This is a genomic window from Hymenobacter pini, assembly GCF_020421205.1.
Lineage (GTDB): Bacteria > Bacteroidota > Bacteroidia > Cytophagales > Hymenobacteraceae > Hymenobacter > Hymenobacter pini.
Genome location: NZ_JAIZZH010000004.1, coordinates 221,514 through 245,030, shown reverse-complemented (window position 1 = coordinate 245,030; position 23,517 = coordinate 221,514). Strand labels below are relative to the sequence as shown.

Below are 23,517 nucleotides of genomic sequence, written 5' to 3'. Positions count from 1 at the left end.
GAGGCCCGGCCAGCGTAACCGGTGGCCGGGCAAGGGTGTTACGCAACTTAAGCAGCTGCTGCCGAGCAATCATGAAAAATGTACGGAGCCGGCAAATTTGCTGTTTATTGGGCCTGTGCAGTTATCCATTTTACTTATTCTGAGTGCGGTTGCGGGTTTCGTGAGTTCAGTTTCCGCGCAACAGGCCCCCGTAGTACCGCCCGCTCCTGCGGAGCATGCCCGACTGGTGCAGGCGTTTCAGCAGGAACTCAACGCCGAATACCGGGACTCTACCCGCACACCACTGCCCCGTTCGGCCCGAGCCTCCTTCACAGGCCTGCCGTTTTACCCCACCAACTACAGTGCCTGCGTGGTGGCCCGCTTCGTGCCCGATTCATTGGGCGCGCCGTTTCAGATGCAGACCAGCACCAGCCGGCGCCCACTGTACCGCAAGTACGGCGAGCTGCACTTTACCTTGGATGGTAAGCCGCAGAAGCTGAACGTGTACCAAAGCCTGGATTTGCTGAGAAACCCGGAGTACCGCGACTATCTGTTTCTGCCATTCACTGACCGCACCAACGGACACAACAGCTACGGGGGCGGGCGGTATATTGACTTACGCCGGGGCCAGATTCGGGGTCAGCAGCTAGTGTTGGATTTCAACCGCGCCTACAACCCGTATTGTGCCTATGCAACCGGTTACGCCTGTCCGGTACCACCGCCCGAAAACCGGCTGGCAGTAGAAGTAAAAGCCGGCGTAAAGAGTGACCACTAGACCCAGGAACAGTGCCAACCCCGGCCGCCCCGGCGCGTAAGCCCACAGCATGCGCTACATCTCCCTCGACCTTGAAACCACCGGCGGCAACCCGCAGCGCCATCAGATTCTAGAACTGGCGGCCGTGGTAGAAGATACCAAGCACCCGTTGCCGCTGCCGGAACTACCGGCCTTCCGCCGTGTGGTGCGCCACCCGGAGTTGGTAGGCACGGCCGGGGCCCTGGCCCTAAACGCCGGCCTGCTGCAAGAACTGGCGCGCAAAGAGCCCAACCCTGAGCTTTGTACGCCCGAGGAGTTGCTGCCCCAGTTGCGCGAGTTTCTGCTGACTCACGGGTTCAAAACCGATAAAAAAGACTGCGTAACGGTAACCATGGCCGGCAAGAACATTGCCGTATTCGACTTGGGTTTTCTGCGGCAGCTACCCGGCTACGGCACGCTAGTGCGGGCCGAGCCTGCTATGCTCGACCCGGCCGCATTCTACCTGAATTGGCGCAAGGATACGCGCCTCCCCACCATGCAAACCTGCAAGGCCCGCGCCGGCTTCGAAGACGATACGGTGGCCCACCAGGCCCTGGCCGATGCCCTGGATGTGGTACAGCTGCTCCGGCCCTTTTATGAGCTGCCGGTTTACAAGCAAGTTCAGGCAGGCGAAACGCAACAAGGCCCGGCATAAGCCGGGCCTTGTTGCGTTATGTGAGAATACGTGAGGGTATTCTACCAGTCACCGGAGGCACCGCCCCCGCCGAAGCTGCCGCCGCCAAAGCCACCAAAGCCGCCACCACCACCGCCACCACCGCCCCAGTTGCCACCGCCGCCGAAGACGCCGCGGCCACCCGAGAAGTCACCGAAGATGATGGGCGGGATCATGCCGCCGCCGAAGCCCCGGTTGCGTCGGCCGTAGCCGCCGCCTCCACCGCCGCCCCGGTTGCGGAATAGGATGAACAGGATAAGCACGGCAATAATCACCCAGAAAAAAATACCCGAGCCGCTGGAGTCGTTGGACTGGCGGGGGGCGCGGGTTTGGGTGCTGGCGTCGGCTTTGTATTCGCCTTTGGCCAGGGCAATCAGTTGGTCGGTGGCCCGGTCAAGCCCTTCATAATACCGCTCTGCTTTGAAGGCCGGCACAATGGTGTTGGAAATGATGCGCTTGCCTAGGGCATCCGGAATAGCCCCTTCGAGGCCGTAACCAGTGTGGATGCGGGCTTTGTGCTCCTGCTGCGCCACCAGAATCAGGATGCCATTGTTGCGCCCTTTCCGGCCAATGCCCCAGGTTTCGCCGAGCTGCTGGGCGTACTGCACAATATCGACGCCGTCCAGGCTGGGTACCGTTACAATAGCAATCTGCGACGACGTGCTGTCGTCGTAGGCCACTAGCTTGCGCTCCAGCTGCTCCACCTCGTCGGGGCGCAGCATCCCGGCTAAGTCATTCACGAGGCGGGGTGGGGTGGGCCGGGGTGGAATTTGCTGGGCCTGCACCGTCAGCTGCACCAATAGCAAGCAGAGCAAGAGCCAGAAGGTGCGCGCCTGAAGCCGCAAAGTAGCTAGGTGCTTCATGAGCGGGATTTCGGTGAGTCGCCGAAGGAGATGGAATCGTCCAGCTCGTTCTGGTCGGTGGCGGCATCGTAGGGGAAGTAGCGGCGCAGTTGCTCGCCCACCAGCCGGATACCCTGCTCTAGGCCATTTACGTACTTCTCGGCCCGGAAATGCTGCAGCACGTTCTCCTTGGCCGTTTCCCAGAAGTCATCGGGCACCACGGAGTTGATGCCCGCGTCGCCGATAACGGCAAACTGCCGGCTCTGCCAGGCCAGGTAAAACAGCACCCCGTTGCGCTGGGCCGTGCGGTGCATGCCCAATTCGGCAAACACCTGCGCCGCTCGGTCCAGGGGCTCGGGGGTAGGGCAGGTGTCTTCCAGGTGCACCCGGATTTCGCCGGAAGTGCGCAGCTCGGCCTGCCGGATGGCGGCCACCAGCGCCGCTTCCTGCTCGGGGGTGAGAGGGTTGGTCATAGTGTAGGGCCTTAGTGCCTAGTGCTTGGTGCCTGGTGCTTAGAAACGAACTAAGCACCAGGCACCAAGCACTAGGCACTAAAATTAGAATTGAACCGTCGGGGCTTTCTGCGAGGCAGCGTCGGCCTCGAAGTAGGGCTTCTCCTTGAAGCCGAACATGCCGGCAAACAGGTTGTTGGGGAAGCTCTTGATGTAGCCGTTGTAGTCGTTGGTTACCACGTTCAGCTTGTTGCGCTCCACGTTGATGCGGTTTTCGGTACCCTCAATCTGGGCCTGCAACTCCTGGAAGTTGGCATTGGCCTTCAGCTCGGGATAGTTTTCCGACACGGCCAGCAAACGGCCCAGGCCCGCGCTAACCTGCGACTGGGCTTCCTGGAACTGCTTCAGGTTTTCGGGCGTCAGGTCGTTGGCATTCAGCTGCACGCTGGTAGCCTTGGCCCGGGCGTTGATAACGTCCGTCAGCGTCGACTTCTCGAAGTTGGCGGCACCTTTCACCGTATTTACGAGGTTCGGAATCAGGTCGGAGCGGCGCTGGTAGGCGCTTTGCACGTTACCCACCTGAGCCTTCACGGCTTGGTCTTTGGTTACCATGGAGTTGTACCCGCACGAGGACTGCGTGAGCAACAGCACAAGGCCGGCGAAATAGAGCAAAAAGCGTTTCATAGGATTGGGAGAATGGAAAAAGTGGAAGAGAGAGTCAGAGAAAACGTTGGGCCAACCAAGTGGCCTCCGTGGCTGTTGCACTTCGGCGTAGCCCGCTCGTAGCAGGAGCACCCAGCTGAACCAGCGTGCTGCAAAGTACGAATTCAGGCCACAGCGGTTGTGTGTACGGTTGCTCCGGCGGGTTTGTGTATTTTGCGCTTCGGTGCTTCCCGATTTTTCTCTCCTGATGAAAGCAGTAATTCCCGTGGCCGGTATCGGCTCCCGCCTCCGTCCGCACACCCACACCCAGCCCAAAACCCTGGTGCCGGTGGCCGGCAACACTATTCTGGGCCACATCATCGACCGGCTGGTGGATGCCGGGGTGCAGGAATTCGTGTTCATTATCGGCTACCTGGGCGAGAAGGTGGAGAGTTACGTGCGCAAGCAGTACCCGCAGTTGCGGTGCTCGTTTGTGGTGCAGGAGCCCCGCGAAGGTATTGCCCACGCCCTGTGGCTGGCCCGGGAGCATTTCCGCCACGAGCAGGACGGCATCCTGATTCTGCTCGGCGACACCATTGTGGACATCGACCTGCCCGCCATGATGACCACGCCCGGCAACGTATTGGCCGTGAAGGAAGTAAAAACGCCTTCCTTGTTTGGCCTGGTGGAAACCGGCACCGGCGGCCGCGTGACGAAAGTGGTGGAGAAGCCCCGTATTCCGAAATCGAATTACGCCCTGGTAGGGCTGTACAAGATTGCCAACCCCGACTGGCTGGCCTCGGCCCTGGAGCGCATTGTGGAGCAGGACCAGCGCACTCACGGCGAGTTTCAACTCACGGACGCCCTCATGCTCATGATTCAGGACGGGGCCGATATGGTAACTACACCCGTTGACAACTGGTTTGACTGTGGCCGCAAGGACAGCCTGCTGGAAGCCAACGCCCGCCTGCTCAACCGCCCCGAGTTCCTAAAGCGCCGCGAGTACCCCGAGTTTCCGGACACCATCATCATTCCGCCCGTCAGCATCGGCCACGACTGCCAGATTTCGGGCTCCATCATCGGCCCCAATGTGGCCATCGGCGACCGAACCATCGTCAAGAACACTATCCTGAGCGAGTCCATCATCGGCTCGTACAGTGAGTTGCGCTCCGCCGTGATGCACGACTGCATCGTGGGCTCCGACGCCCTGTTTAAAGGTACCCGCCACAGCCTCAACATCGGCGACAACACGGAAATCGACTACAGCTAAGCGGTGAACGAGTAGTTGAGCGAGTGAGTGAAGTTGCTGTTGAGCTTCGCTACTTCACTCATTCACTCAACCACTCATTCACAGTTCATGTATCCGCTGAGGGCAGAATGTCGTTACTTTAGCCCGATGCGCTACCTGACCTCCTTCCCCCGCCTGCTGCCCGCCCTGGGCCTGACGCTGCTACTGTCCGGCTGTTACTCCCGCTCCGATATGAAGTCGGAGGACGGAGCTACCACCACCGAGAAGCCCGGTGCTAAACTGCCCGACAACGTGCGCCCCGCCGAAGCGCCCGGCGTAGAAGCGCCGGAGGAGGCCTCGGACGTAGTAAGTGGAGCCGCTGCTCAGCCCCTGCAGGCTGTGAATGTATTTCTGGAGGTGTCGGGTTCCATGGAAGGCTTCATGCCCAAAACCGGGGCCAGCGGCGAGAATACAAAGTTTCAGCAGCACGTAGCGCAGTTGCTGTCGGAAATCAACCGCACCTCAGCCGCGCGGCAGAAAGCGTATTTCCGCATCAAGGAGAAACCGTATAAGGATACGTACCAAGGTCTTTCCAGTACCGTGCGCAGCGGCATTCAGCAGCCGGCCAAAAGCACCGATCTGCCCGCCGTGCTTGATACCTTGATGACGCGCTACTACCAGCCCGGCTCGGTAAGCGTGCTGATTTCGGACTTCATCTATTCCCCCAAAAACGCCGGGGCTATTCCTTACATCAAAACCGACATTGCCGACGCTCTGCAGCGCAACGGCGCGCAGCCCGATCTGGCCGTGTCGGTGTACGGCTACCTGTCGGATTTCCGGGGCACCTACTACCCGGCCCTGAAAGCGGCCGGCAAGAAAACCAACTGCTGCGACACCGAAATACCATACTACATCTGGGTGCTGGGCCCCGCAGATGCTGTGCGCCGCTTTGATGCCGCTTTGTTGGAACAACACCCCGGCAAGCAGGCGCACTTCGGCGTTACGTACCCGCGCCCGGCTTACTCGGTGTTGGATAAGTTTCAGAACAAAGGTGCCTGGTACTACGGCGACGCCGGGGCCAGCAAGCGGACCGCCGGCAGTTACCGGGTAGTGGCCGTATCGGAAGCCTCGGCTCAGCAGCCGGTAGAGTTTGTAGTGGGCCTGAACCTGGGCCAGCTGCCCGGCCAGTATCGGGACGTGGCGTATCTGCGGCAAAACCTGAAGCTGGAAGGCGTGGATACTGACGCCAAGCTGCTGGAAGTAACCGAAGCCACCGACCAAACCACAGCCAGCAGCGGCCCCCAAAGCAAATACACGCACTTCGCCAAAGTGCGCCTGACCCGGCAGCCCAAGGCGGCCCGCCCGCTGGTGCTGCGTCTCCAGGACCAGCGCCCTGCCTGGGTGGCGCAGTGGACCACCCGCAACGACGGCACGCCCGCACCCAAAACCTTTGCCCTTAGCTCCCTGCTCGACGGGCTGGATACCGGCGGCTCGGCACGTCTAATATTTGAGCTGCCATTAACCTTACAGCCAGCCGAATAGCGCTACGGCTGAGCTGCTTGTGTTCGGCTACTGGTTGGTGGTCTGTCGATTTGGAACGGTTTTCGTTCCTTGATGGCAAGGAGCATCTGATAGCCAGCCTCACAATTTCGTTTCCTTCTCATCGTTCCACGGGTTGCCGGCCCGGAGTCCGGCCTCACCTCTTTCCATGAAAGCATTCTTCCGCTTCCTCTACGAGCTCATCGGTAACCCCCAGCCCCCGGCCGATACCCCCGTGTACCGCGACGTGGTTTTCCCGAACCTGGGGCTGCTGAATTTGGGTGTTTCCGCCGGGCTGGCGCTGATTTTCTACTTGCTTATCAACCGGGCTATGGGCGTGGCTACCTTCAACAAGGGCCGGCACTGGAGCGTATTCCTGGTGTTGAACGCGCTGATTGCCTTCTTGGTAACCATCTGGCAGGCCCATTCCCAACAGGTAACCGACCACAGCTACATCTACTGGCTGGCTACTTGGAATGCCATCCTGGCCCTGATCTGGTTTTTCGTTTTCTCGTTGGTGTTCAAGCGCGGCTCTACCAACGCCAGCACCACCCCGTTTTAGTATTGAGTACTGGGTATTGAGTAGTGAGTTGGCGACAAGTCAACCGTGCTGCAAACTCAAACCCGCTTCTATCTACTCAATACCCAATACTCACTACTCCTCATGGCTAAACTCTTTTTATTCGGCATTGGCGGCACGGGTTCCCGCGTGATTCGCTCCCTGACCATGCTGCTGGCCGCGGGCGTTGATCTGCCCAACTGTGACCGGGTGGTGCCCATCATCATCGACCCCGACGCCCACAACGGCGACATGAACCGCACGGTGCAGCTGCTGCAAACCTACCAGCAGATTTACAAGCGCCTCGGCCCCCGCGAAGAAGGCTTCTTCAAGACCGATATCAGCACGCTGAGCGGCATTTCACAGGATGTGAACGGCTCGGTGAAGGATACCTTCATCTTCGATTTTGGTGGTATCAACCAGAGCTTCCGGCAGTACCTGCACTACGACGGGCTGTCGGTGGACTCGAAGGGACTGGTGGATTTGCTGTTCACGCAAGATAACCTGGAAAGCCCGCTCACTATCGGCTTCCGGGGCTCCCCTAATGTGGGTAGCATTGTGCTGAATAAGCTGGTAGAAAGCCCCGAAATGCGGTTTTTTGCCGACAACTTCCAGGATGGTGACCGGGTGTTTTTCGTGTCGAGCATCTTCGGCGGTACGGGTGCGGCGGGCTTCCCACTGATGCTGAAAAACCTGAAGGACACGAACACCCGCCTCAGCAACGCCCGCTACCTGCGCGACGCGCCCACCGGAGCCGTCACGGTGATGCCCTATTTCGCCCTGCAGAGCGAGGATAACGCCGTCATCGACTCCAATAACTTCCTGACGAAAACCAAGGCGGCGCTCAGCTACTACGAGCACAACCTGCAGGGCCTCGACGCGCTGTACTACCTAGCCGATACGCCCGATACGCCCTACGAGAACCAGCCCGGCGGTACCCAGCAGAAAAACAAGGCCCACGTAATTGAGCTGCTGGCCGCCCTGAGCATCGTGGACTTCATGCGCTACTCGGCCTCCGAGCTGCGCACTGGCGGCCCGCACTTCCATGAGTACGGCCTGCAGACCGACGCCCCGGAAATTCAGTTCAGCCACTTGCCCGATGAGTCGCGTGAAATTATTGCCAAGCAGCTCACGCAGTTCCTGTACTTCACGCGCTACCACAAGCAGCACCTGCCCACCGATAAAGCCCCCTACGCCGACAACCTGAAGCTGGACTACGCTTTGCGCAACGAGCCCATCTTCCGGGAGCTGAACAACTTCCTGCACGGCCAAGACCTGGGCGCTGACCAATGGCTGCAGGAGCTGGCCCAAAACCGCCGCGCCTTCCGCCCCTTCGACCTGCAGACGGACGACTTCAACGCCATGATTCTGGGCCGGCCGGTGGAAAAGAAGTGGTCCGATTTCTTCAACAAAGGTCTCAGCCACAATTACTTGCTCGACTCGCTCAACAAAACCGAAAAGTCTATCCAGGAACCCGACAGCTTCCGCAAGCTACTAGAGCTGTTTTATGATGTAACAGACAAGGCGTTTGAGGAGAAGGTGAAGGTGGTGTAGGCCACGCGGCCCGGCCGTCCCAGGTGTCCCAGGGTTGAAACCCTGGGCTAGTCAGTGGGAGGATGATTATTCATTGCAAAACGCTCCTTAATCCAAGTTTCAACCCTGGGACGCCGAGCCGCCAGAACGAGACGTATGAGCCACGTTTTTCAGTCGTTGTGGGTGCATGTGACGTGGGCTACCAAAAACCGGCAGCCTTGGCTCACGGCGGAATTGAAGCCAGTGCTGTTTAATCAGATTCGGCACATTGCAGAAACCGGCAGCATCCACCTCAACTTTTTGAACGGCGTTCAAGACCATGTACACTGTCTGCTTTCGTTGCGCACCACTGACCGGCTGGATTTGGTGATGCAACAGCTCAAAGGCAAAAGCGCGCATTGGGTAAATGAGCAGGGTCTGACGGATTTCACCTTTGGCTGGCAGAATGGCTATGGTGCGTTTTCCGTCAGTCCGTCGCATGTGGAACGGGTGCGTAACTACATCCGCAATCAGGAAAAGCACCACCAAGAGCAGAATTACTGGCAGGAAATGGAAATGCTGGAAAAGATGGCGCGGGTACCATGAGGTGTGGGCGGCGTGGACGACCCAGGGCTGAAGCCCTGGGCTAGTCAGCGAAAACCGAGCAACCCGCTCCGTAGCCCAGGACTTCAGTCCTGGGACACCCACGCCGCCTGAACCATCTGCCCAGTACCACTCCGCCAACTAAGAACAGAACCGCTAACTAGCCCAGGGTTTTAACCCTGGGAACCCTGGAAAACGATATGGCCAAAGTCCTTCGCTTACATAACAACGGCTCCCAGCAGGTGCAGGGCTGGCAGAAAACCGCCCCCGTCACCAGCACCGAAATCAACACCGTCACGGACCCTGCCGGCGGTAAGTCGCGCAACCTGGCCGTGAGCATCCCAACGCCGTTTGCGCGGATGCACTTGTTCGAAACGGCTTTCGACTTCCTGGCCCGGGAGGGGCAGCGCAACCCCGGCTCGGTGTACCATGAGTTGACCACGCACTTCTGGGATTTGCTGGAGTTGCTCTACAACTACCACCTCTACACCCAGGCGGGCCGCAAAATCACGTTGCGCCGCTGGAATGCCGAGGCCGAAATCCGGCGGATGCGGCAGGACGAGGGTACGCGCCTGCTGGGCGAAACCCTGCAGCTGTACATGCAGGACGAGCGGTTCCGCGACTTCACCGACATGTACCTGGTGTACTATGAGTCGCCGGAGCTGGCGGGCGGCACGCGCCTGCTGGGTGGTACTTCGCCGCTGACCATCCTGTTCACTGGTCCGGCCACTACGCCGCTGGACCTCGAGCGGCCCCAAGCCCGCGGGCACTACTTCGATAAGCAGACGGTGCTGCTCGAGGACCGGGACCCGCAGTTCCGGGAGTTCGTGTACGAGCTGTTTTTGGCGTATCCGCAGCTGCAGCGCCGCGAGTTTGCCGGCAGCGTGTACGCTGGCCTCGACCGGAGCAAAATCAACCAGCTCCAGATGCAGGGCGACCGGAGCGCCCAGCAATTTGCCGCCCGCTACCCGGCCCTGGCCGACGTGCAAGGCAACCTGGTAAGCGTGAAAGGCGTCCCGCTACCCGGCCGCGCCGACCAGTCGGCCGTTACCAGTTCCGACCTGTTCATCCAGCCCACCCGTGAGGCCATCGGCGGCCGGCCGCGCCCCTTGGTGCTGCGTCCCAACCTGACCATGCCCGGGGCCAACTACCTCAACGGTCAGCCCTGGGACGACCGTACGCCGGTGCCCTACTACGACGAGCTGGCCCTGGAAAGCCGCGTGCTGCCCGGCAAAGGCTTCAAGTATCCCTACCTCACGGTGGGCGACCTGCTGGAAGATTCGCTGGTGGAACTACCCTACGAACTGAATACCCAGCGCTTCCACACCGGCAAAGTCACGTTCCAGTACGGGGCCGACGGGCAGGGCCGCGCCCGGTTTCCCTACCTGTTGCCGCTAAAACAGGCGTTTTTTGAGTATTTCACCGAAAACGAGCTGGCCGAGCTAGTCACCTTCACCATCGACCTGAGCCACGTGCGTGTGCAGCTGCGGGTGCCGGTGCAGGCGGGGCGCTTCATTACGTTTGAGCGCAGCTACTACGTGAACCCCCAAAACCCCAAGGATGCGCAGGGCCGCGAGATTCTGGAGAAGGGCCGCATTGTGCGGGCCAACGTAGGGGTGGGCGTGTTCCCATTCTACAAGGTGCGCTACCAACCCGAATACAACGACCTATACAAGGTGATGCTGGTGGACGCCGATAACGCGCCCACCATGCTCAACCGCCGCTACGACCTCACGTTCTTCGTGAACGGGGAGCGGATTACGGAGCAGGGGGCCGCCCGCCGTGCCACCCGCTACGAGCGTACCCAGAAGAGCATGGCCACCGCCGGCAGCACCTACTACGAAGTCACCGGCACCCACTTCGACCTGGCCGAGCTGACCTGCCCGCCCGCCACCATCGGGGCAGAGCCGGCCCGGGGGCTGCTGGTGCCACGCTGGCGCGAGCTGGACCGGGGTACCCGTCGCTTCACCTTCGCGGTGGACTTTGGTACCACTAATACCCACATTGCCTACGCCGATTCACCCACGGCCCACCCGCGCCCTCTCACCATTGGCGAGGCCGATGTGCAGGTAGAATGGCTGCACGCCCCGGTGGCCGATGCCGGCCTGTCGGCGGCGCAGCGCTACCGCACCGGGGCCGGGCAAATCTGGACGCACATTGCCACCCTGCAAAACCGGGAGTTTGTACCCAGCTTCGTGGGAGAAGGCGGCTCGGCCTACGAATTCCCGATTCGGACGGCCGTGTGCGAAACCACGTCGTTTGCCAACGAGCCGGCCAAAGTGCTCAGCAACATCAACATCGGCTTCAGCATTAACACCGAAACCACGGCCGAGCTACCTCAAAACCGTTTCGTCACCAACCTGAAATGGTCGGCGGAGCTGGACCCGCAGGGTGTGTCGCGCATTGAGGCGTTTTTCAAGGAAATTCTGCTGCTGCTGCGCCACAAAGCGGCGTTGCACGGCGGTATTTTGGAAGATACCCGCGTGGTGTGGTTTGCCCCGCTGAGCTTCGACGGGTTCCTGCGCAACCAGTTCCAGCAGGTCTGGGATGAGGCCTTCCAGCAAGTGTTCAAGGCCCGCCGCCCCACCATCTGCCTCACCGAGTCGGTGGCCCCGTACTACTACCTCACGGCCACCAACCAGGTAGTGCCCAACCGCGACGAAAACGTGGTGAACATCGACATCGGCGGCGGCACCACCGACTTACTGCTCTTCGCCGACCAGAAACCAGCTTACAGCACCTCATTCCGCTTCGCCGGCGACGATCTGTGGGGCGACGGGTACGCCCGCGTGCAGGGCGCACCCAAGCAGAATGGCCTCCTGCGCCTCGGCGTGGGCCACGTAGAAAGCCTGCCCGACTCGGAGCAAAACCAGGAATACAAAGGCTACTTGCGCGCTGCCCTCAGCAACACCGATTTCGGCTCCGCGGACGTAACCAGCCTGTTGTTTAAGTACGATGATGCCCTGCGCTTTACGCAGGCCCTGGGCTTGGGCAAAGGCCGGCAGCTGCGGGTGCTGTTCTACCTGCACTACACCAGCATCATCTACCACACGGCGCAGTTGGTGAAGCACCTCGGCCTGAAAACGCCGCGCTACCTCTGCTTCTCGGGCAAAGGCAGCCTGTACCTGCGCCTGCTGGCCGGTGGCAGCTCCCTGGTGGCCATTGAGAAGATTACGAAGGCCATCTTCCAGGCCGTAACCGGCACCGAACCGCCTCACAACTTCCGCGTTATCCTGGCCGACAACCCCAAGGAGGCTACTACCAACGGCGGCGTGCTGTTCGAGGAGAAAACCAATACCTCGGACTACGACAGCATCAAGCCGGTGAAGTACAGCGGCGCCGTGGAAGGCACCGAGCTCAACCAGCAGCGTCTGAAGCTGAACCAGGTAGATGCTGCCCTGAAAGACCAAGTGCTGGAAAATGTGCGCCACTACCTCACCCTCGTACTCGAAGGCGACGAAGTAGCGCCCTACCTGCGCGAAGTAGGTGTAGACGTGGACCGTCAGCGCGTGAAGGACATTCTGCAGCGCGAAATCGAGGACAGCCTGAGCCTGGGCCTGCACCAGTTTCAGCGCCAGCTCTCCGCCGACGAAACCCTGCCGGAAACGCTGTTCTTCCTGCCGCTGAAACAGGCACTCTATAACCTCAGCCGCGAGCTGCAGGCGTAATGCTACTGGCGCAGTAGCCCAGGGTTAAAACCCTGGGCTATGTAGCGTCTGTGGTTTATATTCCCGCTGATTAGCTAAGGGTTTCAACCCTGGGAATCAGTTACGATTCCTTCCTACCCAAATACCCTATGACTCTTTCCCGCCGCGTTGCTTCCCTGCTTACCGGCCTGCTGCTGTTGGCGGCCGGCAGCCGTGCCCAAACGCCCCTTGGTCAGCCCACACTGGAGGAGCGCAAAGTGCAGATCTGGTGCGCTACGGCCAAGTTCGTGTATGAAGATACGGGCCACCCCGAGCTGAAAAGCCAGTTGAAATGCGGCGGGCCGCTCAAAGACTTTGCTGGAAGCATCAAGGCCGATGAGCAGCGGGTGTATTCGGCGCTGTACCAGCCGCTGGAGGTGCAGGGCGTGATGTACAAAGGCCTGGGCTCTGACAACTCCCGCCTGCAGACGCTGGTGCGCGAAATCATCAATCGGCTCCGCACTTCCCCGTCCCGCAAGGGCAATGCTGCCCGGCTGGCTGGCGTAATGAAGCTGGAAACAGCTCTGAAGAACTACCTCGACCAGGGTACGCCTATTGGCGACCTGCCCGCTGCCGAAGCGGCTACTACCGAAACTGTTGATACCACCGCTACCACCGACGAAGTCACGGCCGCCGCTCCCGGCGACGCTGGCTTGGCTGAAGCCGGCGTGGCTACTCCCACTACGCCAGCAACTACCGGAGCAGGGGAGAGCCTAATGAATAAGTTTTTCGGTCCTCTGGCGCTGATTCTGGCCCTGCTGAGCTTGGTGCTGTACGCCCTGCTGAAGCGGAGCATTGGCGCTTCCTGGAAGGAAATCAACGCCCGCATCGACAAGCGCCGCGACGATATTGCCGCCTTACAAACCAGCCCCGGTAGTGGCGGTGGCAAACCGGCCGACCGTTTCTCCCCGGCCCAGCTGCGCGAGCTGGAGCAACTGATTCAGCAGCGGGTAGAGCAGGAATTGCAGAAACGTCAGTCGCCGCCGAAAGCTACTCCGGCTCCGGAAGCTCCGGTACAGGCCCCGCCCGCTCCGGCCCCGCAGCCGGTGGCCGTGACCCCAGCTCCGGTAACGCCGCCTGTTGTTAGCGCTCCGCAGGCCCCGGTGCAGCGTACCGAAGCCCCAGCCGCAATTCCCGCCGGTCCGCCTGCTGCTGCCCCGCTCGATGAATTTGACAGCCTCGTACCGCCGGTGCAGTTGCCCAACGCACCCGCGCCGGTTTCGGCTGCGCCTGCCGCCGACCAACCACGGACGCGCTACGTGAAGGTGCCCGTGAACGGAGCGTTCAGCGAGTTTGACTTCTCCGACGAGCCACAGCACGACAGCATCTACGAAATTCACCTGGACCCGCAGTGGCCCGATTTGGCCACGTTCAGTGTAACCTCTAACCCCGCCGTGCACGCCTACGCCATCCAGAGTGCGCAATACTCCCTGCGCGAGGCGTGTAAATACCAACAGCCCGCTGGCCCGGTCACGCGCATCGTGACTGAGGAAGAAGGCGTGCTGCGCAAAGTGGCCGGCTCCTGGCAGATAGAGCAGAAAGCGGCTATCCGGTTTGAGTAGATACCGTCTGTCATCCTGAGCTTGCGAAGGACCTTTTTACGTTTGAACGAACCTTATAACACCGGCTCGTTCTGACGTGATAAGGTCCTTCCTTCGTCAGGATGACAGCGTGGGAATGCCGTACTTTACTGTTCTATGCTTGAAATCATTCTCGAACTTTTGGTGGTGGCTGTTGTGGTGGGGCTGCAGATTCGCACGTTCCTGCGGACGCGGGCTAATGCGTACCGGCTGGCCGTGTTGTATCCGCCCAAGGAAAGCCTGCGCGTGGAGCACCGCATTGTGCTGCCCGACGGCCGCGACCTGCCCGACTATGCTGCCGATGCCCCGCCCGAGTCCTTCGCCTCCAACCTCATTAAGGCCGAAAACGCTTCCCCGGAGTTTCAGGCCATCCTGCTTGACACTAACGACTACCTGCGCCACAACAAGGGCGCGGCGGCCGATTTTGGCATTCTGAAAGACATATCGGAGCGCCAGAGTGAGGTGCTCGATAATGAGGTGCAGGCCAACGTGGCCACTCCCCTTTATCTGGGCTTACTGGGCACGTTTCTGGGCGTGATTCTGGGTCTGGTGGGCATCGCCCGCAATGGCGTGTCGGATGAAAACGCGCTGACGCCCTTCCTCACCGGCGTGCTCATTGCCATGACGGGCTCCTTCGTGGGGCTGCTGCTCACGCTGCTCGGCAACGGCGTGCTGCGTCAGGCCCGCCACCAGCTCGACCGGCTCCAGAACCAGTACTACACCTTCCTGCAGGCCCGCCTGCTGCCGGTACTGCACGCCGACATGGCCAGCTCGCTCACCAACCTGAAGTCGGTGCTGGATGCGTTCAACCAGCAGTTTGTGGGCCAGATTGAACTGTTCAATCCCTTGCTGGAGAAGGTGACGCAGAACATCCGGGTGCAGAGCGACTTCCTCGAACGCCTCGATACCATCGGTTACGACAAGATGGCGGCGGCCAATATTCTGGTGTTCGAGAAGGTGCGCGAATCGGCCGAAATGTTCAGCGCCTTCACCGGCTACCAGCAGCGTCTCAACGAGATGCTGCAGAACGGCTACCACTCGGCCGAGGCCGTGAACAGCATTCTGGACCGGCTGCGGGGCTTTGAGAAAGGCATCAACGACCTGGGCCAGTACATCGGCGGCAACAACAACTCGGTGCAGCTGATGCTGGATTTCTTCCAGAAGCACCAGGTAGAGCTGCGCAACCTAAAGGACCGCGCCGAGCAGCACATCGACCAGGCCGGCGTAGGCCTCGCCGATGTGATGAACAAGCGCCTGGCCTACAACGAGCGGCAGGCCCAGCTGGCCTATGAGAAGTGGCAGCAGTATTTCGAGCAGCTCAACGCCGACAACGTCTTCGAGAAGCTGCTGAAACAGCTGGAACCCTTCCAGAACCTCAACACCCAGCAAGCCGACCTCAGCCGCGACGTAACCGCCACCCAGCGCGAGCTACTCCGCAAAATCGAGCTGGATTCGCAGGTGCAAGCTAAACTTCTGCTGGAACTCTCCAGCCTGAACACGGTACTGGTGAAAGCCACGTCCAAGAACCGTTTCCAGCGGTTTATGGACAAGCTGTTCGGCGGCGTGAAGCCGCAGTAATAAGCCGAGTTTTAAGCATGTCGGCATCTACCTCCTCTATCTTGTTGCTTGTTGGCTTGTCACTGCTATATGTGGCCGCCGTAATTGCGGGGTTCATATTGTTGATAGTTAAGCCCAAACACACTCATTGGTTTAAGTCATTGATTCGGCTACTCATATTCCTCTGGATAGTGTTTTGGCCGATGGTGATGGTTTGGGGGCTGATACTGATGGGAGAAGAAGACCGGTTATCAACATAATGCAAGAAAGATTAGAGCTAAAAGCTAAAGAGCTAGTTCCCCTCCTTGGAAAGGAGGGGCTAGGGGTGGTTGATTCGTTGAACGACCCGCTGGCTTTAGTAATCGTCATGACGCGCAATCAACCACCCCTAGCCCCTTCCTTTCCAAGGAGGGGAACTAGCTTCTAGCCCTAATTAATTTCCTTTCCATGAACAACGCCACTCCCACCAAACGCCAAAGCAACGACTTCTTCTGGCCCAGCTACGTGGACCTGATGACGTCCTTGTTCGTGGTGATGCTGGTGCTGTTCGTGTACAGCTTCAAGCTGTTCAAGGACCGGGAAGGGGAGCTGAAGCAGGCCAACGGCGAGCTGAAGGCCAAGGCCATCGAACTGGAGCAGATTACCCGCATCCGGGAGTCGCTGCGGCGGCTGGAGGGGCGCTACTTCCGCTACGACCCCCAGAACGAGCGGTACGAGCTGAAGCTGAACGTGCAGTTCAAAGCCGGCCGCGACGAAATCCAGGACAGCTACAAACCGGCGCTGCTGCAGGCTGGCCAGCTGCTGCGGGAGCGGCTGCGCAGCCTCAGCGCCACCAACCAGGGCCAGAACGTGCGCTACCTGGTAATCGTGGAAGGCATGGCCGCCCGCTACCCCCAGGGTGACCCCCGCAATCAGCGCGAGGAGCAAAGCACTTACCAGCTGAGCTACCGCCGCGCCCTCAACCTGCTCAACCTGTGGAAGCAAAAAAACCTCAACTTCAGCCAGGACCGCAACATTGAGCTCATCATCGGGGGCAGCGGCTTCTACGGTACCGGCCGCTACTCCGGCCGCCGCGAGGGCGACAACAAACGCTTCCTCATCCAGGTGATTCCGAAGGTGGGGCGGATGTAGTAGCCCAATAATCCAGATAGGATGAAAGCCGTCCTGCGGAGCTTGCCGAAGTATCTCTACCAAACAACGAAGCGGTAGAGACGCTTCGGCAAGCTCCGCAGGACGGCTTTTCTATGTAACTAAGTAAGTCTGCCGGAAACTATACTGCCGCCTGCAGGCGTGGCTTTTTCTTATTGGTTTTATTGCGGCGGCCCCACCAGATGATGGTGCCGGTGACGGGCAGGCTGGCGCAAATCAAACTACTTAAGAAAGCCACCAGCTTGCCGCCGAAACCCAGAATCTGGCCCACGTGCAGGTCGTAGTTCATATCCGAGAACTTGGTGCCGGCGCTTTTGGTGGCGTGGAAGCGGGAGTCCAGCACCTGGCCCGACACGGGATGAAAGGCGTACTCGTCGCGGTGGTAGTAGTGCAGCGCCTTTTTGTAGGTCCAGCAGAAGACCGGAGCTTTGCCCGCGCCGGTGGGGCCAATGAGCACCATTTCGTTGGCCGGAGAGAGGCGGCGTGCGGTGCGGTACACTACATCGGTCAGGGGCTGAGCAGCAATGGGTGCGGGTTGGAGCGTGTCGAGCTTGGTTTGCATGAGCTCTTGCGGCGCCGGTTTGCCCCGATCCACCACGTACACAATGGACTCCAGCATCCAGGGGAAAATCATGAACAGGCCCGATAGTGCCAGTACCAGCCCGATGCTGGCCGCATAAAAGCCCAGCACGTTGTGCAAATCGTAGTTGACGCGCCGCCAGCGGGCCCCCCACTTAATGGTGAAGCGCTGCTTGCGCTCCTGCTTGCGCTTGGGCCACCACAGCACCAGACCCGTCAGCATCATCACCACAAAAATGCTGATGGCACCGCCCACTACCCACTTGGCTACCGCCTCGGGCAGCAGCAGGTGCATGTGAATTTCCTGAATAATGGTGAAGAAGTGCGTACGTAAATCCTGTTCGTGCAGCACCCGGCCCGAGTAGGGGTTCAACGACACCATGATGGGCGCGCCAGCCTTATCTGTGAAGTAAACCGTAGCCGAGCGTTCCGGCCCGAAATAGGTGGTCCAGCAGTCCTGGGCCTGTATGCCGGGGTGCGTGGCCAACGCGGCGGCTTGCAGCTGCGAGGGCAGCACCATAGCCGACTGCTGCACTTCCACCTTGCGCCAGGGCTCCGTAAAGTCCCGGATGTCATCCTGAAATACGAAAATGGCCCCAGTGATGCTCACAATAAACACGACCAGCCCAGAAGCCAGCCCCAGCCACAAGTGCAGCTTCCCAACGGTTTTTTTGAACGTGCTCATCGTGTAGGGGAAAAACAACTGTCATTCCGAGCAGAGCGAGGAATCTGGCGTACTCATTAGGAGATAAACCCAGATTCCTCGCTCTGCTCGGAATGACAGATAGTAAAGTTAAAACTTATACGCTACGCTGCCGATGATGCTGCGCAGGCGCTGGGGGTTCATGGTGGTGTAGCCGGTCCAGTACTGCTTATCCGTCAGGTTGTCCACCTTAGCCGAAATGCGGTACTTGGGCTGGTCGTAGAACACCGAGGCGTTGAAAATTGTGTAGCTGGGCAGGATGAATACGTTGTTGACGGCATTCTGCACCTTGTTGTCACTCACGTAGTTGCCCCCAAAACCGGCACCCAGGCCTTTCAGTGCGCCTTCCGGCTGACGGTAGCTCACCCAGGCGTTAGCCAGGTAGGGCGAGGAAGCTGTGTTGGGCCGGCGGCCATTCACGTCTTCCGGCGAGTCTTCAAACTTCGAGTCGTTGTAGGAGAAGCCTCCAATGACGTTCAGGCCGCGCACCGGATTGGCCACGATGTTAACTTCTACGCCCTTGCTGCGCTGGGTAGCATCCTGGGCATTGATGGCTTCAAACGTGGTGGGCGCGTAGCCCAGCAGCCGCAGCCGGTCCTGCACCCGAATGTTGTAGTAGCTCACCGTGGCGCTGAGGCGGCCGGCGGCGGCATCCAGCTTCACCCCGCCTTCCCACTGGTTGGCGCGCTCGGGCCGGGCCAACGACCGAGTGCCATCGGCGGCCAGGTAGAGGCCCAGGTTGTTGAAGCTGTTCTGGTAGTTGGCAAACACGCTCACCCGGTCCTTCACCGGCTGATACACCAGCCCGAACTTCGGCGACCAGGTGGTTTGCTTGTAGGCCTGCACCGGGGAGTAGTACAGCCCGCCTTTGTTGTCCACGTGGTCGACGCGCAGGGCAGCCAGCACGCTCAACTGCTCCGTCAGGTTCAGTACGTCCGAGATGAAGGCGCTGTAGGTATTGGACTTAGTGGTAACCAAGTAGCGGCCCCCACCACCGGCGGCGTACACGGCATTCATGTTCGTGCCGTTGAACTGGTCCAGCACGGGCCGCGGGGAGGCCAGCGCCACCGTATCGAAGTTACCGCCCAGGAAGTTTACGTCCGAGTCGATGCGTAGGAAATCCAGGCCCAGCACTACGCGGTTACGCATGTTGCCCACCTGAAAGTCACCGTTGATGAGCTGCTGCGCTTCCCACAGTTGCCGCTGGCTGTTATCCGTCGATTGGTCGGCCCGCACCAGGTAGTTGGCGGCTTCGGGCAGGTCGGGGCGGCGGCGGCGAAACTCTGGGGTAGAGGGCGTCAGGTAGTAGTACGCCGAGTTACCGTTGGAGTAGCTGTTGCTGCTGGTCAGGTAGGTGGTGGTCGTGAAGGCGGGTGAAATCTTGTACTGCACCTGCCCGAACAGGTTGGTGCTGCGCGAGTCCTGAATCAGGCCTGGCCCCTGGTACGACTGGCGGTAGTCGAACGGCGACTTATCGGCCCGGTCGAAGCCCAACACACTTGGCGGGAAGTACAGGAAGATAAACTGGTTGCCCGTGCCCCGGCCCTTGTAGATTTCGGCGTCCAGATTTACCGTCAGGCGGTCGGAAGGGCGCCACTGTAGGCTGGGAGCTACCGCGAAGTTCTTGTTGAAGCCCGTGTAGCCTTTGTTCTGGAAGTTGTCCTCGTAGGTATAGGCGGTGTTCAGGCGAATACCCAGGGTTTTGGGCTGGTCGGCGGGCGTGTTCTGGTCTACCAGGTTCACGTCGGCCGATACGCGGTGGAAGCCGTAGGAGCCGGCCGCCACGTTCACCTCGCCCCCGAAAGTTTCCAGCGGCTTTTTAGTGACGCGGTTGAGCAGGCCGCCATACGAAGTCAGGGCCGAGCCAAACAGCGTGGCCGAGGGGCCTTTGATGACTTCCAGCTTCTCCAGGTTCACCGCGTCGATGTTCCCGGTTACGTTGCCGGCCACGCCGTTGCGCAGCTGGCTTTGCGTAACGAAACCCCGTGCGGCGTAGAAGGCACCTCCGTCGCCGCCGCGGCCGGTGGCATCCCACATCTTCTGCAGGCCGGGCGCGTTGCGCGTTGCGTCATCCACGGAAAACACCAACTGCTCGGTCAGCAGCTCTTTGCCCACCGTGGCGTACACCTGCGGATTTTCGAGGTTGCTAAGCGGCATCTTGTTCACGTCCACGCTGGCGGAGCGGTTGAACTTGTTGGTGCGGTTGCCGCTGATAACCACTTCTTTGAGCTGCTCGGCATTTTCCGTCAGCATGAAGTCGGCTACAGTGGCCTGGCCCCCGCTCACGGTTACCTGCTGCTCGGTGGTTTTCAGTCCTACGGCCGAAACGACTACCGTGTATTGTCCGTCGCGGATCCGCTCAATTACATACTCGCCCTTGTTGTTGGTAATAGCGCCCTGGCTGCGGCCCTTCAACCCCACGGTTACAGCTTCGGCCGGACTACCATCGGAAGTAGTAACACGGCCCCGGATGGCGGCAGTTTGCTGGGCCTGTACCGAAAGGGCACAAGCCAGTAGGGTAGAAGTCAGGCCCAGGGAGCGGAGATTCAACATGGTGTGTTTTGTTTAGAATAGGTCTAAAGTGCTGCAAAGGAACAGTAGAAATTTTATTTAGAAAAGTTCTTAATTAAATTTAATGTTGCTACAGCAACGCCTGATTTGGGCGAAACGGCGGTGAAAGAATCAGACAGAAGGGCCAATCTGCGGTGAGTGTCAACTATCTTCGGCGCTTCTCCCGCTATTCCCAGCCCATGCAAAAAGTTATTCTGCCCGTAATAGCCCTGGCGGCGCTGGCCTCGTGCCGCTCTACCCAGTCGCAGGCACCGGCCACGGCCACCACGGCCGTTTCTACCTCTACTCCCGCTTCCGTGCAATACCCCCAAACCAAAAAATCCGACCAGAAGGACGACTACTTCGGCACCGTAGTGGCCGACCCCTACCGCTGGCTCGAAGACCTGGACTCGCCCGACACCAAAGCCTGGGTAACGGCCGAAAACAAGGTTACTTTCGGCTACCTGCAGCAGATTCCGTTCCGGGACCGAATCCGGGAGCGGCTCACCAAGATGTGGAACTACGAACGGTTTGGTATTCCGCAGCAGGAAGGCAATCAGCTGTATTTCAGCAAGAATGACGGACTGCAGAATCAGGCGGTGCTCTACACCCAGCAGAATGGGCAAGAGGGCCAGCCCGATATTCTGCTCGACCCCAATAAGTTCTCGGCCGATGGTACGACGGCGTTGGCCGGCACGTACTTCTCTAACGACCACCGGTACATGGCCTATGCCACCAGTGGCGGCGGCTCCGACTGGCAGCAGCTGAAAGTGCTGGACCTGAAAACCCGTCAGCCCCTCACCGATGACCTGCAGTGGGTAAAAGTGTCGGGCGCGGCCTGGTACAAGGATGGCTTCTTCTACAGCCGCTACGACGCGCCTAAGGCCGGCCAAAACCAGCTTTCCGGCAAAAACGAGTACCATAAGGTGTACTACCACCAGCTGGGCAAGCCCCAGAGCCAGGACAAGCTGGTGTACGAGGACCCCAAAATGGCGCTGGGCTTCCGCACCGTGGGCACCACTGAGGATGAGCGGTTTCTGGTGCTCTACCTCACCGATGGCAAAGCCGACGGCAACCGCCTGCTGGTGCGCGACCTGACCGACCCCAAGCAAGCCAACAGCTTCACGCCTATTATCAACAGTTACGAGGATAACAACTCCGTGGTGGGCAACGTGGGTGGAATGCTGCTGGTGCAAACCAACTACAAAGCGCCCAACTACCGCGTAGTGCTCATCGACCCCAAGAAGCCCCAGGAGGCTAACTGGAAAGAGGTGCTGCCCGAAACCGAGCAGAAGCTGGAGGGCGTGGACCACGTGGGCGGCTACCTGGTGGCCTCCTACCTGAAGGATGCCAGCAGCCTGATCAAAGTGTACACCGAGAAAGGCCAGTTCAAGCACGATGTGGCCCTGCCAGCCATCGGCACGGCCTCGGGCTTCGGGGGCAAGCGGGATTCCAAGGAGCTATACTACGCCTTCACCTCATTCACGTACCCGACTACTATTTACAAGTACGACCTCGCCTCGAATACCAGCACCGTATTCCGGGCCCCGAGCGTGGATGTGAAGCCGGCTGATTACGTGACCACGCAGGTGTTCTACAAGAGCAAGGACGGCACCAAGGTGCCCATGTTCATTACCCATAAAAAAGGCCTGAAGCTGGATGGGCAGAACCCGACGTACCTCTATGCCTACGGGGGCTTTAACATCTCACTCACGCCCGGTTTTTCGGTGGCGCGCATGTTGTGGCTGGAAAACGGCGGCGTGCTGGCCATTCCCAACCTGCGGGGCGGGGGCGAGTACGGTGAGAAGTGGCACCAGGCCGGCATGACGCCCAACAAGCAGAATGTGTTCGACGACTTTATTGCTGCCGCTGAGTACCTGAAGGTGCAGGGCTACACCAGCACTGAAAAGCTGGCCATGGCCGGTGGCTCCAACGGCGGCCTGCTGGTGGGCGCTACCATGACCCAGCGCCCCGACCTGTGCGGGGTGGTATTCCCAGCCGTGGGCGTGATGGACATGTTGCGCTACCAGAAGTTCACCATCGGCTGGAACTGGGCACCCGAGTACGGCACCAGTGACAACTACGCGCAGTTCCAGAACCTGTACCGCTTCTCGCCCCTGCACAACCTAAAGCCGGCCGCGTACCCCTCCACCATGATTACCACCGCCGACCACGACGACCGGGTGGTGCCGGCGCACTCTTTCAAGTTTGCCGCCGCCCTGCAGGAAGCCAACAACGGCCCCAAGCCCCAGCTCATTCGGGTGGATGTAAACGCGGGCCACGGCGCAGGCAAAAGCACCAAGCTCCAAATTGAGGAGTGGGCCGATATCTGGTCCTTCGCCTTCTACAACATGGGCGTAAACCCGTACGGAAAGTAAGTCTCTAGTTTTTGGTTTCTAGTTTCTGGTTGTCAAAGTAGACCAACAACTAGCAACCAGAAACCAGAAACTAGAAACTGATTTGCCGTATCTTCGCGGCCGCAACTCCCGTACTTGACTCTGGCTTTTTGCTTTCTGATATGAAAAAACTGCTCCTTTTCGGTCTGCTGGCCGTTTCTATGCTGTCGGCTACTTCGTGCAAGAACCCCGACGTACGTTCGGATGAGGATATTACGGCCCAGCCGCTGCCCGAAATTCCGGCCGCTCCGGACACGACCGGCGGCAAAAAAGCTCCCGAGAATCCCGCTACCCGCGAAATCAATGCTGTAAACGCCACCGAAGACATCAAAAAGATGCAGCCGGTGATGTAATTGCCTCGCGCAATGCATATAGCAGGAATGAGCAACGGCCCCAGGGTTGTTGCTCATTTTTCTTTCCTGCGAAACGAGTTCTGCGAGAGTAGGCTACCGTACCTTCACTACTCACTACTCACTACTCACTACTCACTACTCA

The 23,517-nt window shown here is 59.7% G+C and carries 18 protein-coding genes; 13 read left to right on the top strand and 5 right to left on the bottom strand.

From position 1 onward, the window contains the following. Positions 1-160 precede the first annotated feature (160 nt). Together LF252_RS16915 and LF252_RS16910 are read left to right on the top strand one after the other, a co-directional pair. Positions 161-754 (top strand): DUF1684 domain-containing protein, encoded by a 594-nt coding sequence (locus tag LF252_RS16915; RefSeq protein ID WP_226270764.1) that lies wholly within the window; start codon positions 161-163, stop codon positions 752-754. A gap of 49 nt (positions 755-803) precedes the next feature. After that, positions 804-1,427, top strand: coding sequence for a 3'-5' exonuclease (locus LF252_RS16910; RefSeq protein WP_226270763.1), 624 nt, complete (start codon positions 804-806; stop codon positions 1,425-1,427). A gap of 41 nt (positions 1,428-1,468) precedes the next feature. Here LF252_RS16910 and LF252_RS16905 read toward each other — a convergent pair whose 3' ends face one another. From LF252_RS16905 to LF252_RS16895, 3 genes are all read right to left on the bottom strand, one after another. Next, positions 1,469-2,308 carry a TPM domain-containing protein gene (locus LF252_RS16905; protein ID WP_226270762.1) on the bottom strand — a complete coding sequence of 280 codons (840 nt, stop codon included), beginning with the start codon at positions 2,306-2,308 and terminating at the stop codon, positions 1,469-1,471. Continuing rightward, complete coding sequence (locus LF252_RS16900; RefSeq protein ID WP_226270761.1) at positions 2,305-2,760, bottom strand: TPM domain-containing protein; 456 nt, start codon at positions 2,758-2,760, stop codon at positions 2,305-2,307. Before LF252_RS16900 ends, LF252_RS16905 begins: the two co-directional genes overlap by 4 nt. An 84-nt stretch (positions 2,761-2,844) precedes the next feature. After that, a complete protein-coding gene (locus LF252_RS16895) occupies positions 2,845-3,423 on the bottom strand; it encodes a LemA family protein (protein WP_226270760.1) in 579 nt (192 codons plus the stop codon). A 226-nt stretch (positions 3,424-3,649) separates the two neighbouring features. On the opposite strand from LF252_RS16895, the gene LF252_RS16890 reads away from it, so the two are divergent. The 9 genes from LF252_RS16890 to LF252_RS16850 all read left to right on the top strand — a co-directional run bounded on the left by LF252_RS16890 (position 3,650) and on the right by LF252_RS16850 (position 16,776). Next, on the top strand, positions 3,650-4,651 hold the full coding sequence (locus LF252_RS16890) for a sugar phosphate nucleotidyltransferase (RefSeq protein WP_226270759.1): 1,002 nt from the start codon (positions 3,650-3,652) through the stop codon (positions 4,649-4,651). A 126-nt stretch (positions 4,652-4,777) separates the two neighbouring features. Next, a complete protein-coding gene (locus LF252_RS16885; RefSeq protein ID WP_226270758.1) occupies positions 4,778-6,151 on the top strand; it encodes a hypothetical protein in 1,374 nt (457 codons plus the stop codon). A 166-nt stretch (positions 6,152-6,317) separates the two neighbouring features. Continuing rightward, positions 6,318-6,710 carry a hypothetical protein gene (locus LF252_RS16880; RefSeq protein WP_226270757.1) on the top strand — a complete coding sequence of 131 codons (393 nt, stop codon included), beginning with the start codon at positions 6,318-6,320 and terminating at the stop codon, positions 6,708-6,710. A 102-nt stretch (positions 6,711-6,812) separates the two neighbouring features. Further along, positions 6,813-8,261, top strand: coding sequence for a hypothetical protein (locus tag LF252_RS16875; protein WP_226270756.1), 1,449 nt, complete (start codon positions 6,813-6,815; stop codon positions 8,259-8,261). 135 nt (positions 8,262-8,396) lie between these two features. Beyond that, positions 8,397-8,825: an IS200/IS605 family transposase gene (tnpA, locus tag LF252_RS16870; RefSeq protein ID WP_226270755.1), complete on the top strand. Its 429-nt coding sequence runs from the start codon at positions 8,397-8,399 to the stop codon at positions 8,823-8,825. 197 nt (positions 8,826-9,022) lie between these two features. Continuing rightward, the gene (locus LF252_RS16865) at positions 9,023-12,490 is read left to right on the top strand and encodes an acetate and sugar kinases/Hsc70/actin family protein (protein ID WP_226270754.1); all 3,468 of its coding nucleotides are present in this window, start codon (positions 9,023-9,025) and stop codon (positions 12,488-12,490) included. Positions 12,491-12,618: 128 nt separating this feature from the next. After that, positions 12,619-14,070 carry a hypothetical protein gene (locus tag LF252_RS16860; protein WP_226270753.1) on the top strand — a complete coding sequence of 484 codons (1,452 nt, stop codon included), beginning with the start codon at positions 12,619-12,621 and terminating at the stop codon, positions 14,068-14,070. 135 nt (positions 14,071-14,205) lie between these two features. Continuing rightward, a complete protein-coding gene (locus tag LF252_RS16855; protein WP_226270752.1) occupies positions 14,206-15,666 on the top strand; it encodes a hypothetical protein in 1,461 nt (486 codons plus the stop codon). 426 nt (positions 15,667-16,092) lie between these two features. Next, the gene (locus tag LF252_RS16850; protein ID WP_226270751.1) at positions 16,093-16,776 is read left to right on the top strand and encodes a hypothetical protein; all 684 of its coding nucleotides are present in this window, start codon (positions 16,093-16,095) and stop codon (positions 16,774-16,776) included. 139 nt (positions 16,777-16,915) lie between these two features. Here the strand turns inward: LF252_RS16850 and LF252_RS16845 are convergent, their stop codons facing one another. Together LF252_RS16845 and LF252_RS16840 are read right to left on the bottom strand one after the other, a co-directional pair. Further along, positions 16,916-18,058 carry a PepSY-associated TM helix domain-containing protein gene (locus LF252_RS16845; RefSeq protein WP_226270750.1) on the bottom strand — a complete coding sequence of 381 codons (1,143 nt, stop codon included), beginning with the start codon at positions 18,056-18,058 and terminating at the stop codon, positions 16,916-16,918. A 108-nt stretch (positions 18,059-18,166) separates the two neighbouring features. Beyond that, on the bottom strand, positions 18,167-20,629 hold the full coding sequence (locus tag LF252_RS16840; RefSeq protein WP_226270749.1) for a TonB-dependent receptor: 2,463 nt from the start codon (positions 20,627-20,629) through the stop codon (positions 18,167-18,169). 197 nt (positions 20,630-20,826) lie between these two features. Here LF252_RS16840 and LF252_RS16835 point away from each other — a divergent pair, with 197 nt between their 5' ends. Continuing rightward, entirely contained in the window at positions 20,827-23,004 is a 2,178-nt protein-coding gene (locus LF252_RS16835; protein ID WP_226270748.1) for a prolyl oligopeptidase family serine peptidase, read from the top strand. A 140-nt stretch (positions 23,005-23,144) separates the two neighbouring features. Further along, on the top strand, positions 23,145-23,375 hold the full coding sequence (locus tag LF252_RS16830) for a hypothetical protein (RefSeq protein WP_226270747.1): 231 nt from the start codon (positions 23,145-23,147) through the stop codon (positions 23,373-23,375). The last annotated feature ends 142 nt before the right edge of the window (positions 23,376-23,517 follow it).

What these genes read in the sequence shown, in the direction of transcription:
- LF252_RS16910 (WP_226270763.1), top strand. Translation starts at nt 804, where the DNA reads ATGCGCTACATCTCCCTCGACCTTGAAACCACCGGCGGCAACCCGCAG.
- LF252_RS16905 (WP_226270762.1), bottom strand. Translation starts at nt 2,308, where the DNA reads ATGAAGCACCTAGCTACTTTGCGGCTTCAGGCGCGCACCTTCTGGCTC.
- LF252_RS16900 (WP_226270761.1), bottom strand. Translation starts at nt 2,760, where the DNA reads ATGACCAACCCTCTCACCCCCGAGCAGGAAGCGGCGCTGGTGGCCGCC.
- LF252_RS16895 (WP_226270760.1), bottom strand. Translation starts at nt 3,423, where the DNA reads ATGAAACGCTTTTTGCTCTATTTCGCCGGCCTTGTGCTGTTGCTCACG.
- LF252_RS16890 (WP_226270759.1), top strand. Translation starts at nt 3,650, where the DNA reads ATGAAAGCAGTAATTCCCGTGGCCGGTATCGGCTCCCGCCTCCGTCCG.
- LF252_RS16885 (WP_226270758.1), top strand. Translation starts at nt 4,778, where the DNA reads ATGCGCTACCTGACCTCCTTCCCCCGCCTGCTGCCCGCCCTGGGCCTG.
- LF252_RS16880 (WP_226270757.1), top strand. Translation starts at nt 6,318, where the DNA reads ATGAAAGCATTCTTCCGCTTCCTCTACGAGCTCATCGGTAACCCCCAG.
- LF252_RS16875 (WP_226270756.1), top strand. Translation starts at nt 6,813, where the DNA reads ATGGCTAAACTCTTTTTATTCGGCATTGGCGGCACGGGTTCCCGCGTG.
- tnpA (WP_226270755.1), top strand. Translation starts at nt 8,397, where the DNA reads ATGAGCCACGTTTTTCAGTCGTTGTGGGTGCATGTGACGTGGGCTACC.
- LF252_RS16865 (WP_226270754.1), top strand. Translation starts at nt 9,023, where the DNA reads ATGGCCAAAGTCCTTCGCTTACATAACAACGGCTCCCAGCAGGTGCAG.
- LF252_RS16860 (WP_226270753.1), top strand. Translation starts at nt 12,619, where the DNA reads ATGACTCTTTCCCGCCGCGTTGCTTCCCTGCTTACCGGCCTGCTGCTG.
- LF252_RS16855 (WP_226270752.1), top strand. Translation starts at nt 14,206, where the DNA reads ATGCTTGAAATCATTCTCGAACTTTTGGTGGTGGCTGTTGTGGTGGGG.
- LF252_RS16850 (WP_226270751.1), top strand. Translation starts at nt 16,093, where the DNA reads ATGAACAACGCCACTCCCACCAAACGCCAAAGCAACGACTTCTTCTGG.
- LF252_RS16845 (WP_226270750.1), bottom strand. Translation starts at nt 18,058, where the DNA reads ATGAGCACGTTCAAAAAAACCGTTGGGAAGCTGCACTTGTGGCTGGGG.
- LF252_RS16840 (WP_226270749.1), bottom strand. Translation starts at nt 20,629, where the DNA reads ATGTTGAATCTCCGCTCCCTGGGCCTGACTTCTACCCTACTGGCTTGT.
- LF252_RS16835 (WP_226270748.1), top strand. Translation starts at nt 20,827, where the DNA reads ATGCAAAAAGTTATTCTGCCCGTAATAGCCCTGGCGGCGCTGGCCTCG.
- LF252_RS16830 (WP_226270747.1), top strand. Translation starts at nt 23,145, where the DNA reads ATGAAAAAACTGCTCCTTTTCGGTCTGCTGGCCGTTTCTATGCTGTCG.